Genomic DNA, 17,200 nt, shown 5'->3' on the forward strand with positions numbered 1-17,200 from the left:
TCCATTCTTCGTCCGACACATCCGTCGGGTAGGGTTTGCGTTTTGCCATCCAGCCAGGATACCAGGTCTGGCCGGAAGTGCCTAACACGCTCTAGCGCTGGTATTGGAATTCCCGGCTGGGTCATTGAACAGGTTAGTAGACCAATTTTCGCGCTAAGTTATTGATATTTTGTAATAATTTAGAAGCCTTGTAATCATCAGGTGGCGGACGAATGGGCGGGAGACCGTTACCGACCCGCATGAGCCCTCGGATCGGGGTTCACTACCGTCTGTCATACTGCTAGCAAGAGACATCCACGATCCCCATCTGGCGTCGCTCGCCAATTCCAAGTAGATTAATGCCTCGGTTTAGAGAACAAGCGATTGGCAATGAGATTGCGGCCCAGCAATATAAAGGCAAAAACTATGACGGGGAAATACAAATACACCATCAATGCCAGCGTCAACGGCAAATTGTCCGCAAACTTGAGTATTCGCGGTCGAGGAAAATCGCGACGCTCGTCGGCGGTTCAACAATGCATGCCCATATCCTCAATCGCCACGACAAACGATATTCGATGAGAATGCGGAACGCACGCACCTAAACCAACAAATTTCTGTCAGAAGATTTGATAGTCATGTTTGGCTCGTTTGGCCGCCGAGTAGCATTTGATCTCTTTTTCTCTTGTTAGTCACATATCATGAAAAGTTATCGTACGGCAGGATTTTGGTGGACCATTATGCAGGCTTGGTTGGCGGCATTGGCGACCGTGCGGCGGCTGCCGCGTCTCGTGGTCAGCGTGGTGGTCTCTTTTGTTCTAGTGATGGTAATCGCAGGCTCGTTAAACACTCTTTCCGTTCTCGATTCAATTGAAATCGGATTGGGTCTTCGAGTCCTTCGTTCGATTGCGCTCTCTGCTGTCATCGCACCACTTTTCGTTGGTGTCACGCGCCTCTTTCTGTTAGGAGAAGGCGACGACCGATATGTCTGGTCCTGGAGGCCAGAAGTGCCTGCCGTATTCGGCTGGACAGTTCTTTCCGACCTATTGTCTTCGACGGGGCAACTCGTTTTTCCGGTTGCTCGTATCATCTACACATCACCGAGCACGGCTCAAATAACATCAAGTATTGCTGGGTTGGCGGGTGGCTGTCTCGCCATCCGTTTAGCTTTTCTCGCGCCGTCAGCGGCCTTGGATCCGTCCGCGACAACCTTGGCGCGGTCTTGGGAAATCAGCAGGGGACGTTTTTGGTACTTGTCCACATCTTGTTTGCTCGCGAGCGCACCCATGCTAATCCTTTACCTCTTGGCCGTATTCGAAAGAGGTTCGGCGATTGCCGCACATGTATCTATCGCAATTGCCTCATTTGTCGGGATCTGCATGAACGTACTGCTGTTTGATCGTTTTCGGGGGCGCAATTAATCCTGATCCCCGTAACTGAAACGGAACTTTGGATAGCCGCATAAAATCCCAATTTATTTATCGAACCGTACAACACCGTTCAAAGGTATCCGTTTTAATAATTCTTTGCAGTCGACAAGAATCATTTCAAAGGTTTTCGGAACACTTTCCTGAAGTTTTCAGTAAAGGAAAACTTGAAATCCGTGCGTTTCGTACTTCAGTACGTCGCGCGTATTGGCCACAAAAGTTATCCGTTCAAAAAGGCCGGCCCGCGTGTTATTCGCCTACATCGCGGGACCGCTTCCGGTAAGCGTCCGCCGCAAATCTCGAAGCGGCCATTCGTGCGCGAGTAGCGATTGTCCGTTGCTGGCCGATCACCGTCCGACATTGGTGGGCCGTACAAAGTGCGCCCCAAATCGCACGTTATAAGCGTGGAACGACCCGTCAGGTGCTATGACGAGGCCGGTGATGTTCGCTCGTTGAAATGTGTCTAGCTTTGACTCATCGTCGATGCCAAGGCTCACAGTCAGGGCGCCGTCCTTCTCGACAATGAATTTGTGGTCATAGTCCACGGTCGCGCCGAAACAAGTTATCTCACCTCCGTCTATCACTAGCTCTGAAAGCGGATTATCTGCATCTACCCAACGACCCTGCATTTGTTTTGGCAACGGCGCTTCCCGCATCAATTGACTCACTCTGACCTCATACTGGCGTAGGCAATGAACGAGATTGTCGGCGATTGGCTCTGGTATGTCGAACGACCGGAACTGGCCGGCTAGCGCCCGATGATCGAACACGGTGATGCGGATGTCCAACGATGCCGATCACGTACCACCGGCGCAGCTTGGTGGAGACCAAGATGTACTGCTTCAAGCGTCTGGGTGAGCGCGTGAAGCGCCAGCCCTTTCCACGAAGCGTGACAGAAGTCTACGCGATCACCGACTGGGCGCGCGGCAGCTCACGCGTGGCAGGGCAACCGCTCCGTCGCAAGGCAGCCGGGCGGGGCGTCCGGCAAGGCTACTACCGGGCCACGTCCTCGGCGTTCTTGAACACCGAACACCGGTCGCGGCCGCCGAGCTTCGCCTGGTAGAGCGCGTTATCTGCCCGGTCGATCAATTGCTGTGGGCTCTCGGCCCCGTCTGCCGTAGACGCAATGCCGATCGACAACGTCACGGGATTCCCACGCTCCTCATTGACCACGACAGACACTGGTGTCCTTGCCCGATAGCACTCCGCCCGGCCCCATGCTTCACTGGAGCCCATTCGGGGCAGCAGGATCAGGAATTCCTCGCCCCCATAGCGAAATGCCGTGCCGCCGGGATCCATGTCCTGCGCCAGCAGCGCGGCTACGTTCTGAAGCACCCGGTCACCCGTGGAGTGGCCGAAACGGTCATTGATCTGCTTGAAATGGTCGATATCGAGCAGCAGCACCGACAGCGGGCATCCGGTCTGGGTGCTGCGGTCAAATTCGCGCTGCAGGGCGTCGTTGAGATAGCGGCGGTTGTAGAGCCCGGTGAGGGCGTCACGGTTGGCCTGCTCCTGAAGCTGTGCCTGCAGCGCCTGGACCGCCTCGAGCTGGCCCTGCAGCGCCAGTTCGCTCTGTCGCAACTTGTAGCGCGTCTCGCTCAGCGTGACTGCCCGCCTATAGGCGCCGCGCGCAAACAGCAGCAGGTAGGTGGTCAGACAGGCCATGCTCAGGGCCGTCACAGGCATTGACGTATCCGGCTCGAAGCGCACGCCGAAGACGCCCGCCGACACAGCGGCCCCCAAGGCCAACAAGGCCACTGCCTCCAGCGCGCCGCGAAAGCCGCGAAATGCCGCCAGGTTGATGCAGCCGCATATCACGAGCAGGTAGGAAATCCAGAGAGGGAAACCTAGCCAGGCTGCCCATAAGCCAAAGCAGAAGTCGTCCAGCCGGAGATTATTAAGCTCGCCCCCCAAGGGATCGCGGGAAAATCTGGCCACCGCGTACACCACGTGTGGATAGACCAGAAACTGCAGCGACATCAAGAGCCAGGTGATCGTGTCTTGCCCGGTGACACGGAAGTGCAGCGCAAAGATAGCGAAACCGATCCACCACGACGTCGTGCGATTGAGGTGGTTCATCCGTACCACCCAATGCACCCTGGCTCGATTGTGGTTGTCTAACGTCACGTTCGGTTTATCGGGTATTCGAGCCCAGGATGTAGCTTCCATCAACGAGGCCAGCGCACGCCTGACTTGGCTCAGTGTTTCGAGCAGAGAAGGTGTTCGGGATGTACTTGAGGAAAATGAGACCGGGCACGATGCGCTTGTACTCAGCCGCGCCCATGTTGGCGCGCAGTTTGTCGGCGGTCGCCCAGAGTGTCTTCTTCATGTCGTCAAGCATCATTGCCAAGCGTCCCACCGGTCCCGCTCGCTTACGTTTGCGCTGGCCTTAGCCCACGCGACCAATTCCGAGATCTTCGCCTTTTGCACATTTGCCTCGTTCACGCTGTCAGCCCCGTGGTGCCAGATATCGGCCCAAAAACGAAATCACGTATCTTACATTGTCGAACGGATTCATAACGCGGCGACACGGCTAGAGAAACTGCCCGCCGCGGTCGGGATACATCTGCGTCCGATTACTGGTGTGGAGCCGACGCCTGAGCGTCAGCATCGCATTCACCTACAATGACTGTAGCTGGCCGATTGGGTGAATTCGCCAACGGCCACTTATGGGCACTCTGGTTCGCAAAAACTGAATTCAGCTGACTGACCGGTTTGGAGAGGGGCATCTGACCGGAGTGGGTCGGCAGCCGCCTTCCACGTGAGGCAGTAGGCGGCCAGGAGGCGACGTTCGTCTGGCCCGTGTGTCGGACATTCAGGCGGCGGCTTTGCTACGCAAACGGCCAATCCATCGCCGAGTCGGGGGGCCTACGGTGGGCCGCCACCGTAGGAGAACCGAACTCCGCGTTGTCAATGAATCTGCGCGCTGAACGGTAGCTTCTTTATATAGTTCTTCATGAACTCCCAGTCGGGTTCACCCTTGTCGGTCGCTGGCAGTCGAATCTCACTTTTTTCCATCCTTTCGAGGTGCCACTTCCTACCGTAGCTGAAACGATACTTCTCCAATCGAATGACTGTTGCCAAAAACATGGCGACCTCTGGCGACATATCAAAGTTTGGATAGAGGACGTTAACATCGTCCGAGCAACGGTACGGGGTCGGCTGGTAGAAGGCCTCGGCTACCCCAGCACCGTTGTAGTTGACGGTAATGGTCCCACCTGGATGCAAGGCGGTCTGTGCAACGTAGCCGGTGACTCCGTTGTTGTTGTCGATAGCACCGATGAACGGCACCTCTCCTGCTGTCATGTTCGCTTTCGTCAGTCGCTTGCCTTTTTTCATCGAGAAGAGGTCTGACATACGAAATGCCTTCCAGGCCGCCTTTTCACCATCAAGATCTGCAATTTTCAGCGGTTCCGGACGCCTCAGACGCCAAGATGCAAAATTCTTAACGGTGTCGGCGAACATGCGCGCAGGGACGTGGCTGTAATCCGTCTCCATGTACGCCTCTGCGCACCACTCATCCTCGGGGCCGACCTTTCGCAGGACACTTTCCCCCGCATGAACCTCTTTATTCCGATACATCTCGACCCACCTGTCTCTGATCTTCGGCCAGTTATGCTCTGAGTCGATCCGGCCTCGGTGCTTAGTCTTAATGAAACCATCGTCCTTCCAATATCCGAACCATGTCTTTCTGTCGCTGACGGCGTGAGGCACGTGCGCAGTGAAAACCATGACGCATGTGATGACGCCAACTGGATAGAACAATTCATCGGGCATAGACATAACCGCTTCGAGCGTATGCGATTTAATCAACTCCGTCCGGGCGGCCCGTGGGGATATGGCGCATGACATGGGAACAATCGCGATACCAGTACCGCCTTTTTTCAGGCTATCAAGCATATGGCGAATGAATCGCAGTTCATGCAGATCCACATCGTTCTGAGAGAACGGAGGATTCAATAGTCCGGTATCGCACTCATGTTTCTTGATCGCCGAGGCGATGGCCGAATCGAAGCAGGAACCTTGATACAAGTTTGCCTTGCCATCGCCGCGCAAGATCATGTTTGACGCTGCCAACGCGAACATGTTTGGCTGTTGTTCGACTCCGATCAGTCCTTTTTGTTTGATTCGCTTGACTTCCGCTGCTGTAGTGGCAGTTTTGGTCATCTGGTGCATTGCGGAGATTAAGAACCCTCCCGTGCCTGCACAGATATCCAGCACAACGCTGTCTTTCCCAACGTTCGCAAGAAGGGCGAACAACTCCGTCACGTGCCGCGGTGTCAACACGATCCCCAGTGCTTTCTTATCGCCACCCGTGTATTTAAGGAACTCGCCGTAAAATTGACCTACTACATCAAAGTCGTGATAGATACTGATAAAAGGCCAGACCTTCTCGTTGAGTCGCTTGATGAGTTCATGCAGTACCCCCTTGGGATAGTTTTTCGTCGGCTTTCCCAACTCGGGATGGACGGCGATGGACGAATATGGCTGAGTCATATTGTCCTTCTTTGCCTGCGGAATGGCAGCTTTCTGAATCTCGGTCTGTATGACCTTCATCCATTCCGTTTGTAAGTCCTCAGGGGTTTGAGCATCAAACGATACGGAGAAAGCCTTGTTGCGAAGCGCGATTAGCGTGCCCGACACGAGCAACGGTTTTTCGCTTTCGGTAAGCTTCGCGTGATCGCGCATGAACTCATGAAGGTCTCTAGCGAACGACATGAGTTCGTCGAATCGCATCCGCTGCACCGCCGGATCGAACGTTGCATGTTCGATGAAATCAGTCCAAGACAGGAGTTTTTCGATCGACTGCCCGCTCTTTGCATTAAGCACGCGCGCCTCCGCAGCACCTTTAGGGTGCAGGTAAGCACTAAATACGGCGGACTTAGCTGTCTCCCCACTTACTGCCACCGCGATCACATTGAACTCTTTTGCAAGGCGAGCCGCGTAATGCAGTATCCCGTCGACCGCGAAGCGTTGGACTCTCTTAGCCAACTGCACTGGAGTTTCCTCAATGGGCACCCCGCTTTTGACCGACGACGTGTACTGCGAGCTTACGTGATCCTTAGGATCGGCTTTGCACTCGATGATGACAAGGAAATCAGGCGTACTCGGGGCGCTGATGATGAACTCCGGCGCACCAATTCCACCCTGACCGGACTTACTGGCGGTGCGGAGGAGCCTTCTCACTGCTTCTATGTTGGACTTCTGCTCATCGACCTGAATGTCGCAGTCACTATCGTAGTAAGCAAGCTCCCTCAGTTGGTCCCGGACCACGTTCTCTGTCCGCCGTTCATTCTTCGTCACTCGTAACTCCGTGCATTGAATTTGCATCTTGGAGGATGTCGGGGCGCCGCAAACGGGCGCTGCCGCCGCATCTCTGACCCTTCCTCGGCTCTCGACGCAGAGCCTTCCCAGTCCGCCGTCTGACCCTGACACCTCGATGGCGCAAGCAAAGCGTGCATCCGCCTTGTGCTTCACAAAGAAAAAAACCGGCTTTTGCCGGTCTTTTTCGAGGTGCAAAGGATACATCTGTCGCGGTGATCCCAAATGCGCTCCCCGTATCAGCTGGCTAAGCGATGGCTTGCCTACGTGCGGAAAGGCGACAGTCTAGCAGAAGCACCGGATCCTCTCGCCCCTCCCGGGACGCCCCAACGCCCCCCGTGGGGACGTTCCATGCACCCGTTGGTAGCGACTCCGTTACTGCAGATCGAGGGCGACGGAGCGGCCGCGCACCAAGCCCGCCTATACTTCGTCAGCTCAGCGTCCTACGGCGGCCGCTTAACTCACATTCGACCACCGTTGCCCAACGCGGAACTGGTGTCCCCGAGAATCCGGGTTGGGCGACCGAACCACTCCGCTATCCGCCCTTGGATGCCCGTTATAGCGAGCGGCGGAAGAGGGTCGTGCGTCGCCGATCGGTGACGCGGACGATCAGTCAACCCGGTACCAGCGACCAGATTCCGGGCACACAGCAGCCGGTGCGCCGTTCAACAAGACCTGCTCTTCATCCCGTTGCAGCGAGGCCGAAGTGTCGATGTCGAATGCCACCTCGAGCGCGCGCGCGACATGGGCGTCTTCAATCGGAAGCTCCCACGTCAGGAATATCTGGATGCAATCCTGGTCTGGCCCGAAGTCGGCCATACTAAAACCGCCGCTGCGCCGTTGAATGACGCCATGAGGGTGGCCAGTATCGAATATCACGGCTGTTCCCCGAGTCAGAGGAATGCAAAGGCCTGTAGAGGGAAAATGCAAGTCCAGCCCCCTGTCCTCGCTCAGGAAGAGATTGCAAAAGGCCGCACCGCCATATTGGGCACCGTCATGGTGGTACCTCGCACCGCGACAGGCCATCAGGGCTACGTCACTGGAGGCAAGTACGTTGGACAGTCCAAGCGCGCCCGTCCAGTCGGACATTGCCTGCACGCAGCGCTTGTAGTCGGGCCAGCGCGCTTGCGTTCGTGCCAAAGGCATCACCTCGACGTCCCCGGGTTCCAGGGCGAGCCGCGACGACGTCTCCCTATCCCAATCCGCAAGCACGCGTGCAGACGGCACAGGCACGTCGACCGTGCCTGATAAAACGATGTCGCTCACGCGTCGACTGCGGATGGCATCGCCGCTCAAGAACCAGGACGTCAGAATGTCTCGCACTCGGTACTTCCGAAGGGGGGACTCAACGGGGTAATTGTAACGATTCAACGGGAATCATTTCGGCGCGAATCGGCGACGACACGTCGTCCTCCGAGACCGCCAGGCGAACCCTCGTACGACGGCCCCACCTTCGGAAGCGGACATCTGGCTTCCACCAGGCCGACCAGTCGCTTGGGGTCGGATAGCGCCAGCCGGAAGAGGCGCACACTCAATCTCCTATTGCTTGAAAGGAGATTGTCATGGAATCCGAGAAGGTTGCCGTTGTCCGCCGTGTGCCATGGAACAAGGGTAAGCTCACGGGGCAGAAGCCGCCGTTAAAGCTCCGGGAAATCTGGGCGATCCGGACGAGACTTCAGATGGCGTCGAACGTTCGTGAGCTCGCGATGTTCAATCTTGCAATTGATAGCAAACTTCGTGCGTGCGATCTGACGCGGCTGCGGGTGCAGGAGGTTTGCCAGGGTAGCCACGTCGGATCGCGAGCAACGGTTATGCAGCAGAAAACGCAACGGCCGGTTCAGTTCGAAATCACGGAGCAGACTCGACAGAGTGTCGAAGCGTGGATCGGAGCGCGAGGGTTGAAGTCTGCGGATTACCTGTTTCCGAGTCGGCTGCGCTCTTCGCCACATCTTTCGACCCGGCAATACGCTCGGCTGGTCCATCGCTGGATCGCGTCCATCGGCTTGGACGACACGGCGTATGGCACGCACACTATGCGGCGGACGAAGGCCTCACTGATTTACCGGCGCACGAAGAACTTGCGAGCGGTTCAGCTACTGCTCGGGCATACAAAGCTTGAAAGCACCGTCCGGTATCTCGGCATCGAGGTAGACGATGCGCTCGAAATGGCGGAGCAAACGGAGGTCTGATGCAACGGCCGGCGAGCGGTCGCTTGCCGGCCATCAAGGGACATTCGCGCTGCGCAGTCAAATGACCGAAGTTCGGCACATGAGCGACATCAACCATGCGTTCATCCGTTGCGGAGAAAACCGTTCAATCTCCTTCGGCGCGGACTTTTTTGATATTGATCCTTGTGTCCGGATTCGCGGCGCCACCTCTGTGCTCGTCGTCAAGACATGGCTGACGAGTCCTTCCCGAATCAAAAACTGCAAGGCGCGATGAACGGCAGACGGAGCGACATGCAGATGTTGCCTGTTGGGACGTTTAGCACTTTCCGGCAGACCACCCCATGCCCCATCCACAACCGTGGAGGGACAGGAAATGGAAATCAAGGGGTTTGCGTAGCTGGTCGGACGCTGGCTGATCTCCCGTGCCCCCTGGAGCGTAGTGCATGCACGAGCGCGACAAACAGATGCCCGGTCGTTTTACTTTTCCGTGTTATGTTATAACATCACGACATGAACTGCATTCGAGCTTTCCGCGAAGAAAGGCGGCAAGACGCTGGACGACGACGGGGTAAGAAAGAAGCGGCAGCGCAGTGCCGTATCGCTTGGGGCAAGTGAGCCCGACTACTACGCACGGGGGCTAAGCGCGTAGCGCGATGCGCCTATTCAATAACGACAGTCGAATCAATGAAACATCGCACACTTATTTCCCGCGCTGCGCTGCTACTTCTCGCGCAAAGCATAGCCGGTCATATCTGCGCCGCGCCGAGCGGCAGCTCGGTAGGGGGACTCGTCACCGATAGTCTCGGCAAGCCGGTCGCAAGCGCCAGTGTGATCCTTCAAACCGCGACCGGCGCCTCGGCCGGAGAGACAAAAACCGATGCAAGCGGGCATTTCTCAGTGCCCAACGTCGCGCCCGGAACGTATGCGGTGGTGGTCACCACAACGGGCTTCGCGAGCGGCAGCAACGTCGCCACTATCAGCCCCGGAACGGCAAGTTCCGTGACCGTCGCGCTCGCCAGGAGCGACGCGATTGATGTCCGGGTGAACGCCCAGCGTCTGGACCAGGCGCGCAACGGATTGTCGCCTGAAACCGGCAGCAGCGTGTACCGGATCACCGCGGCGGATATCAAAAACATGCCGCAAGGGGAATCGACGCCGCTCAACCAGGTGCTGCTGCACGCGCCCGGCGTCGCGCAGGATTCGTACGGCATGGTCCACGTGCGCGGCGAACACGCGAACCTGCAATACCGGATCAACGGCATCATGATTCCGGAGCCGATCTCCGGCTTCGGCCAGTCATTCGATACCCGCATCATCGACCAGATGGACCTGCTCACCGGCGCGCTGCCCGCGCAATACGGGTGGCAAACGGCCGGCATCGTCGACATCACGACCAAATCGGGCGACACGGGCAACGGCGGAGCGATAGGCGTATACGGCGGCAGTCATGGCACCGCGCAGACAAGCGGCGACCTGTACGGCACCGAGGGCGCGCTGAGCTATTACTTCAGCGGGTCGGCGGGCGTCAACGATCTCGGCATCGAAGCGCCGACGTCGAACGGTTCGCCGCTGCACGATCATACCCGGCAAGGCAACGCGTTCGGCTACATGTCGTACCTGATCAACCCGCTTACGCGGGTCAGCGTCATGTTCGGCACCGCGAGCAACCAGTTCGAGATCCCGAATACACCGGGTCAGCCGACCCAATTCACGCTCAACGGCCAGACCACTTTCGATTCGGCCGCACTCAACGAAACCCAGAGCGAACTCAATAACTTCGCGACCGTGGCGTTGCAGGGGACGGACGGCGACAAGCTCGACTATCAGGTCGCGTACTTCACGCGCTATACGCGCACGCAGTTCAATCCCGACCCGATCGGCGACCTGCTCTTTAACGGCGTCGCCTCACAAGACTTTCGCAGCAATTGGGCCAATGGACTGCAGGGCGATACCACCTACCGGCTGAACAGTTCGCACACGCTGCGCGCCGGTGTGTCTTTCGAGCAGGACCGGGCAGTCGCCAGCGACAGCGTCTCGGTGTTCCCCACTGTCGATGGGGTACAGTCCTCCGACCAGCCATTCACGGTCAACAGCGCGAGCAGGACGACCGGCCGGCTCTTCGGCGTCTATGTGCAAGACGAGTGGAAGGTGAACGACGAGGTCATCATCAATTACGGGGTGCGCTACGACAAAATGAACGAAGTTGTCGACGCGAGCCAGCTGAGCCCGCACATCGGCGTGGTCTACAAGGCGACACCGAGCACCACGCTGCATGCGGGCTACGCGAGGTACTTCACGCCGCCCCCGCTCGAATTGATCGCGCCGACCACGGTTGCGCAGTTTAACAACACGACGAACCAGGCAGCGAGTCCGCAAAATTCGCCGGTGCAGCCCGAGCGCAGCCATTACTTCGATGTCGGCGTAACCCAGCGGGTCACCTCCGCCATCACGGTAGGCATGGATGCCTACTACAAGAAGGCAACCGATCTGCTCGACGAAGGACAGTTCGGCACGGCCCTGATCAACACGCCGTACAACTACCAGACCGGTCACGACTACGGCGTCGAACTCACCGCCAACTACACCGACGAGCATTTTTCCGCGTACGCGAACCTCGCGCTCAGCCGCGCAACCGGCGAAAACATCATCACGGGCCAGTTCAATTTCACGCCCGATGAACTAGCGTACATCGCCAGCAATCCCGTCCACCTCGATCACGACCAGTTGGTCACCGGTTCGGCGGGCATCGCCTATACGTTTGCGCGCACGACCTACAGCGCGGATACCGTCTTCGGCAGCGGGCTGCGCAGCGGCTTTGCGAACACGGATCATGTGCCGTTCTATGTGGATGTCAACCTCGCAGTCATCCATCACTTCAACGCGCCCCTTGTCGGCAACTTCGATGGGCGCGTGGTCGTGGTCAATCTGCTCAATCGCACCTACCAATTGCGCGACGGTTCAGGGATCGGCGTGGGCGCCGCGCAGTTCGGACCGACGCGCGCGTTCTACGCAGGCATCACGAAATACTTTTAACCCGCCCGCGCGGCGTACGCCTCGTGCGCAAGAGGTCACTACACCATGAACGATTTTGCCGAACTGTTTCTCGCCATACGTCTGGGCGGATGGGTGATCTACCCGTTAACCGTCCTCGCGGTGATCGGCCTGGCGATTATCCTCGACAAGGCTTACTCGCTGCACCGGTTCGCGGCGATCCCTGCCCGCGTCGACGACCTGATCGAAGCGCCCGTTGTCGATTTTGCGCGGACACGCGCGCAGATTGTCGCGCTGCCCGAGCGCCATGCTCTGCGCAGCTTCGCCGTGCCGATTCTGGAGGGCGGCAACGCGCCGATCTGGTGGATCGAGTCTCGCGCCGAGACCGCCGCGCAGCATATCGAGCGCGCGCTGAACCGGGGGCTGTGGCTGCTCGAAACCGTTGTCACTGCCGCGCCCCTGCTTGGACTGCTCGGAACGATCATCGGCATGATGCACTCGTTCCGGCTGTTTGGCGGACAGGGCGTCGTGAACCCGACTGGCGTGACGGGCGGCGTCGCGCAGGCGCTGATCGCGACCGCGATCGGACTGCTGATCGCTCTCGTCGCGCTCTTCGCGTTCAATTATTTTTCGCGGCGGGTGGACGAGCTGCTCGATCACTTCGAGCGGGTCGGCACACGGCTGATCGGGCAACTCCGGCTCGACCGGGAACGCGCGGAAGGACCGGCGCAGTTGCGGCTCGCCCGTGAGCATGCGGAAGGGCCGCGCACGTGAAACTGAAACGCTCAAGCCAAGCACGGCGCGGGAAGATCGAAATCATCCCGATGATCGACGTGATGTTCTTCTTGCTGGCGACGTTCATGCTCGCATCGCTTTCGATGCAGCGGCTCGATTCGATGAAAGTCGACTTGCCGGGCGGCCAGGCGCAGCCGCTCAGTCTGGATGCGCCACTCACCCTCACCGTCACGCGCGCCAATGCCATCTTCGTCAACCGCCAGGCAGTGCCGCTCGCGGCGCTGGCGGGTGCGCTGCGGCCGCGGCTGAAACCGGATGGCAATCTGGTGGTTGCGGCCGATGACGCCGCATCGCACGGCGTAGTCGTCAAAGCGATGCTCGAAGCGCGAAAAGCTGGTGTCCAGCATTTCCTGATCGCTGTTCACCGTGAGTAACGACGGCCGCCGCCTCAACTCGGTCTGGCTCGACGAACCGAAAACACGCATCGCAGTTGTAGCGGTCGTCGCGTTCGGGTCGTGGTGCGGAGCGCTTTTCCTCGTCGGCGGACTGCTTGCCACGCCGGAAATCGAGCCGCCGCCCGCACAGCTCGACGCGCAGCTGCTTGAAATCGAGCCTCCGCCGCCGCCCCTGCGCGCAAGCGCACCCGCGCAGGCTGCGCCGACGCACCCGACACCGCCCGCGAATGTCGCGCGTGATGCACCGCCGCCGGTGCAACACGCGCGTCCCGTGCACGAAGAACGGGCTCCGCAACATGCCGCACCTGTTCCGGCCGCAGCGACACCGGCTGCACCCGCGCCCGTTGCAGTACCCTCCACTGCGCCATCGCCCGCGCCGTCCGCGCCACTGAAATCTGCCACTCCTCCGGGCAGCACGGTCAGTCACTCGCCGGGCGCGACCGACCCCGCCGCCAACGGCAGCGGTCATACCCCCGCGCGCGCGATCACGCAGCCACTGCCGGAAATCCCGGACGACTTGCGTGAAGCCGCGTATCACGCGATTGCGCTTGCGCGCTTCACGATTCACCCCGACGGTTCCGTCGATGTCGAACTCCTGCAGCCGACACAGCAGCCGCGTCTGAATCAGCTGTTGCTCGCCTCGCTGCACAACTGGCGTTTCTTCCCCGCCACTGAGAATGGCAAGCCTGTCGAGAGCCATCAGGACGTTCGCGTCCACCTTGTGGTCCAGTAGCGTAGTCGAACGAATGACCGTTGTGCAGCGGTGTTCCGCCATCCAGTGAAAATACCGCAGTGGCACTTCGGGTCGCGCTGCGTCAGTCCGCTCCCTGAACTCATCGCTCGGAAGCGGTCACTGAAATTCTGTGGCCCGTAAGCGGCCAGTCGGCAGTGCGTACTCTCGACCCGGAGCGGTCGGTCAAGGTTCTATGAACCGGTCATTCGTGACGACCGGTGCCCTTCCTACCCCTCAAAGCAAGCTGTAACTGCTTGCAGTCCTTGTCTAGTTGCAGCCGAAGCAGTTTCAAAATCGACTTCGTGTTCTCGTATAAAGGTTTGCCCGGGCGGAAAATGATCTGATCCTGAAACGGGATGTCCAACGAAAAACGTTTGATGACGAGCCCACGAGGAATGAAGTCGATGGCCGCGATTGGATGGACGAACGCAAGTCCGACTCCACAGCGTGCCAACTCGCAGGCACTGATCGAGTAAGGGGTTTCTACGATGCTCCGTAGCGTGATCCCTTCGCGTGCCAGTGCTTCTTCTAACGCCCGTCTTGTTACATCTTCCTTATTTAGTGAAATGAAGTGATCTGATTGAAGGTCCGCCGGCGTAACGACCGCACGATGAGCTAGCGGATGATCGGATGCCATTGCGATGACGCCCGGCAGCGCGCTAAATATCGAATGATCGAGACCTGAAGTCGACATCTCGCTAGCCATCAAACCTATGTCAACAGCGCCAGACTGAACTTGCTGATGCACCTCTCGCGAACTCATAACCTGCAAGGAAAGCTGAATGCCGAGCGAGTCGAGATGAGACTCGGCGATTGCACGTGGCAGAAAACAGTTCCCCAAGGCAGGGAAGCAGGCAACAACGAGTCGGCCTTGCTTGTATGAGCCCAGACTGCGAATCACGTGCTCTACAGTTTCAAAGCCCACGAAGTACCGCTCGATTGAGGTCATGAGGACATTCGCCTCGTTCGTCGGGATCATTCTTCCCCGAACGCGCTCAAACAATCGCACGGCGGCAAATAACTCTACCCGCTGAACGGCCTGACTGACCGCAGGTTGGCTGATACCAAGCAACTGAGCGGCGCGCGCTGTCGTACCGGAGGTCATCACTGCCCGAAAGATTTCGATATCCCGCGGTGACATAACAAAATTCAATAGATCAATAAGTATCTTTTGTAGGCGGTTCGAAACAAAACCTTAATACTTCGAGACACCCACGCGAACAACTGACTCTATCTGTCATGGACACATTCACTATCGCCGCTGCGCAGTCCACCTCCAAAGCGGGAGACATCGAAACCAACGTGGCTCGGCATTTGGCCTTCCTCCATACCGCCGCGGAACACGGTGTCAAGTATCTGGTATTTCCCGAACTGTCCTTGACGGGATACGAGCGGCAACTTGGCCGTCAACTCGCAATGGGACGGCAAGACCAACGGCTCCATCGGCTGTTGGCCGAGGCACAGCGACTGGGCATTACCGTCGTCGTAGGGGCTCCCCTAAGACACGAAGACCAGTCTGATGTGTTTATCGGCGCATTCACGCTTGGAGTCCATGGAATACAGGCGCACACAAAACAGCATTTGCATCCAGGCGAAGATCTGGTGTTTGCTGCCGGAAATGGAGGCCCGGAGGTAATCATTGATGGGAATTCGATTGCGTTGGCTATTTGCGCCGATTTCTCGCATTCCAGCCACGCGGCGAGCGCAGCAGATTCGGGGGCGCGTGTATACGCGGCGAGCGCGCTCATTACTGACAACGGGTACCAGAACGATACCGGGCTTTTGGCTGGCTATGCGACCAAACACAATATGGCCGTGCTGATGGCCAACCATGGCGGCATCACCGGCGGCTGGGAGCCGGCTGGCCGTAGTGCGATCTGGGCAGAGGGAGGTGAACTGGTTGTTGCTGCGCCCGGCCCCGGCGATATGCTCGTTACAGCCACGAAAGGAGCGAACGGCTGGACCGGGACAGTGGTGGCGATCAGGGCCGAGTAGCACCTGCCGTCGCCATTCGTCGGGGCGCTCGCCGTGCTTGAGGGTCGCTCAGTTTCAACGGCCGCTTCCAGGCGGCATTTTCGCCTGTCGACTGTCTCTTCCTGGGCCGCAAGCGACACTTCGCCGTTACTGATTGGATGGCCGCTTCCTGAGCGGAACAGACATCCTGAATGTCTGAGCGAGCATGTGAGCGACGGACCGCTCCTGGCCGAGGGTGTGTCAAAACGCGCGCGATCGCCTAGACTGAGTCAACCTGTTAGCGCGAGAGGCGGAGATGGGGCGATTTGTCGAGGGTGCAAACCGCAATCAGGCCACGTTGCTGCCGGAATGTCTCGAAGACTTTATCGCTGAAGACAATCCCGTGCGGATCGTCGACGCGTTCGTAGACGAGCTCGATCTGGCTTCCATGGGCTTCGAAGGCACCACGCCCGCGAATACGGGCCGACCGTCCTACCATCCGGCCGTTCTGCTCAAACTCTACATCTACGGCTATCTCAATCGCGTGCAGTCAAGCCGACGTCTGGAGCGGGAGTGCCAGCGCAATGTTGAACTGATGTGGCTGACTGGTCGCCTCGCGCCGGACTTCAAGACGATTGCCGAGTTCAGACGCAGCAATGGCGCCGGCATTCGCAATGTATGCCGACGCTTCGTCGTGATATGCCGCGACCTTAAGCTCTTCACGCAAGCAGTCGTTGCCATCGACGGTAGCAAGTTCAAGGCGGTGAACAGTCGCGACAACAACTTCACGCCCAACAAGATTGCTAGGCGGCAAGAACAGATCGAACAAAGCATTCAGCGTTATCTGGATGCACTGGAGACGGCTGATCGCACGCAACCGGTCGAGGTGGAAGCGAAAACCGAACGGCTTCGGGAAAAGATCGAGACGCTGCGCGAGCAGATGCGCGATCTGGATCGCGCCGCAGAACTGTTGAATGATTTACCGGGCAAACAGGTCTCGCTGACTGATCCTGACTCACGCTCGATGATGTCGCAAGCCAAGGGAACAGGCGTGGTGGGCTACAACGTTCAGGTGGCTGTTGATACGAAGCATCACCTCATCGTGACCCACGAAGTTACGAACGTCGGTAGTGACCGCGCGCAGCAGAGCCCGATGGCCAAGGCCGCTCGTGATGCCATGGGCAGGAAGAGGATCAGGGCACTAGCCGATCGCGGATACTTCACGCCACGGAGATCAAAGCCTGCGATGACGCTGGCATTGCAGCGCTGGTGCCGAAAACACAGACATCTGGTGCGAAGGCTGAGGGACGATTCGACCGGGCTGACTTTATATACATTGCAAGTAAGCGGTCCATCTTTAACGTCTAGTCCTGATCGACAGGAGCGAGGAGCATAGGGGTCCACCAATTCGAGGTGGACACCTATGCCTGACAAAGA

14 protein-coding genes and 2 pseudogenes are annotated in these 17,200 nt (G+C 58.3%); 10 read left to right on the plus strand and 6 right to left on the minus strand.

Going from position 1 to position 17,200, the window contains the following annotated elements; genetic code table 11:
- Positions 1-680 precede the first annotated feature (680 nt).
- A complete protein-coding gene (locus tag BLU17_RS32870) occupies positions 681-1,400 on the plus strand; it encodes a hypothetical protein (protein ID WP_143189394.1) in 720 nt (239 codons plus the stop codon).
- Positions 1,401-1,753: 353 nt separating this feature from the next.
- Here BLU17_RS32870 and BLU17_RS31360 read toward each other — a convergent pair whose 3' ends face one another.
- On the minus strand, positions 1,754-2,194 hold the full coding sequence (locus BLU17_RS31360) for a hypothetical protein (protein WP_218137061.1): 441 nt from the start codon (positions 2,192-2,194) through the stop codon (positions 1,754-1,756).
- Positions 2,195-2,208: 14 nt separating this feature from the next.
- Here BLU17_RS31360 and BLU17_RS32875 point away from each other — a divergent pair.
- A pseudogene (locus BLU17_RS32875) lies at positions 2,209-2,310 on the plus strand (IS5/IS1182 family transposase); the annotation flags it as partial.
- Between the two features lie 89 nt (positions 2,311-2,399).
- Here the strand turns inward: BLU17_RS32875 and BLU17_RS31370 are convergent.
- The 4 genes from BLU17_RS31370 to BLU17_RS31385 all read right to left on the minus strand — a co-directional run bounded on the left by BLU17_RS31370 (position 2,400) and on the right by BLU17_RS31385 (position 8,042).
- Positions 2,400-3,485 carry a sensor domain-containing diguanylate cyclase gene (locus BLU17_RS31370; protein ID WP_245747111.1) on the minus strand — a complete coding sequence of 362 codons (1,086 nt, stop codon included), beginning with the start codon at positions 3,483-3,485 and terminating at the stop codon, positions 2,400-2,402.
- Positions 3,486-3,540: 55 nt separating this feature from the next.
- Complete coding sequence (locus tag BLU17_RS34715) at positions 3,541-3,735, minus strand: type I restriction-modification system subunit M N-terminal domain-containing protein (RefSeq protein WP_425434164.1); 195 nt, start codon at positions 3,733-3,735, stop codon at positions 3,541-3,543.
- Between the two features lie 581 nt (positions 3,736-4,316).
- Positions 4,317-6,710: an N-6 DNA methylase gene (locus tag BLU17_RS31380; protein ID WP_218137062.1), complete on the minus strand. Its 2,394-nt coding sequence runs from the start codon at positions 6,708-6,710 to the stop codon at positions 4,317-4,319.
- Between the two features lie 627 nt (positions 6,711-7,337).
- Positions 7,338-8,042, minus strand: coding sequence for a hypothetical protein (locus BLU17_RS31385; RefSeq protein WP_092006458.1), 705 nt, complete (start codon positions 8,040-8,042; stop codon positions 7,338-7,340).
- Between the two features lie 248 nt (positions 8,043-8,290).
- Here BLU17_RS31385 and BLU17_RS31390 point away from each other — a divergent pair, with 248 nt between their 5' ends.
- From BLU17_RS31390 to BLU17_RS31410, 6 genes are all read left to right on the plus strand, one after another.
- The gene (locus tag BLU17_RS31390) at positions 8,291-8,917 is read left to right on the plus strand and encodes a tyrosine-type recombinase/integrase (protein ID WP_092006435.1); all 627 of its coding nucleotides are present in this window, start codon (positions 8,291-8,293) and stop codon (positions 8,915-8,917) included.
- A 79-nt stretch (positions 8,918-8,996) separates the two neighbouring features.
- Complete coding sequence (locus tag BLU17_RS33445; protein ID WP_176929261.1) at positions 8,997-9,170, plus strand: hypothetical protein; 174 nt, start codon at positions 8,997-8,999, stop codon at positions 9,168-9,170.
- A gap of 410 nt (positions 9,171-9,580) precedes the next feature.
- Positions 9,581-11,929: a TonB-dependent receptor gene (locus tag BLU17_RS31395; RefSeq protein ID WP_092006438.1), complete on the plus strand. Its 2,349-nt coding sequence runs from the start codon at positions 9,581-9,583 to the stop codon at positions 11,927-11,929.
- A gap of 120 nt (positions 11,930-12,049) precedes the next feature.
- Positions 12,050-12,661, plus strand: a complete 612-nt coding sequence (locus BLU17_RS31400) for a MotA/TolQ/ExbB proton channel family protein (RefSeq protein WP_245747112.1) — start codon at positions 12,050-12,052, stop codon at positions 12,659-12,661.
- The gene (locus BLU17_RS31405; protein WP_092006445.1) at positions 12,658-13,056 is read left to right on the plus strand and encodes an ExbD/TolR family protein; all 399 of its coding nucleotides are present in this window, start codon (positions 12,658-12,660) and stop codon (positions 13,054-13,056) included. The genes BLU17_RS31400 and BLU17_RS31405 overlap by 4 nt, the downstream gene beginning before the upstream one ends.
- Positions 13,049-13,810: an energy transducer TonB gene (locus BLU17_RS31410; RefSeq protein WP_176929262.1), complete on the plus strand. Its 762-nt coding sequence runs from the start codon at positions 13,049-13,051 to the stop codon at positions 13,808-13,810. Before BLU17_RS31405 ends, BLU17_RS31410 begins: the two co-directional genes overlap by 8 nt.
- Positions 13,811-14,012: 202 nt before the next feature.
- Here the strand turns inward: BLU17_RS31410 and BLU17_RS31415 are convergent, their stop codons facing one another.
- The gene (locus BLU17_RS31415) at positions 14,013-14,951 is read right to left on the minus strand and encodes a LysR substrate-binding domain-containing protein (RefSeq protein ID WP_092006450.1); all 939 of its coding nucleotides are present in this window, start codon (positions 14,949-14,951) and stop codon (positions 14,013-14,015) included.
- A 98-nt stretch (positions 14,952-15,049) separates the two neighbouring features.
- Here BLU17_RS31415 and BLU17_RS31420 point away from each other — a divergent pair, with 98 nt between their 5' ends.
- Together BLU17_RS31420 and BLU17_RS31425 are read left to right on the plus strand one after the other, a co-directional pair.
- Positions 15,050-15,805, plus strand: a complete 756-nt coding sequence (locus BLU17_RS31420; RefSeq protein WP_092006453.1) for a carbon-nitrogen hydrolase family protein — start codon at positions 15,050-15,052, stop codon at positions 15,803-15,805.
- 274 nt (positions 15,806-16,079) lie between these two features.
- Positions 16,080-17,104, plus strand: a pseudogene (locus tag BLU17_RS31425) (IS1182 family transposase); the annotation flags it as partial.
- Between the last annotated feature and the right edge of the window lie 96 nt (positions 17,105-17,200).

Source organism: Paraburkholderia lycopersici (assembly GCF_900096975.1).
GTDB lineage: Bacteria > Pseudomonadota > Gammaproteobacteria > Burkholderiales > Burkholderiaceae > Paraburkholderia > Paraburkholderia lycopersici.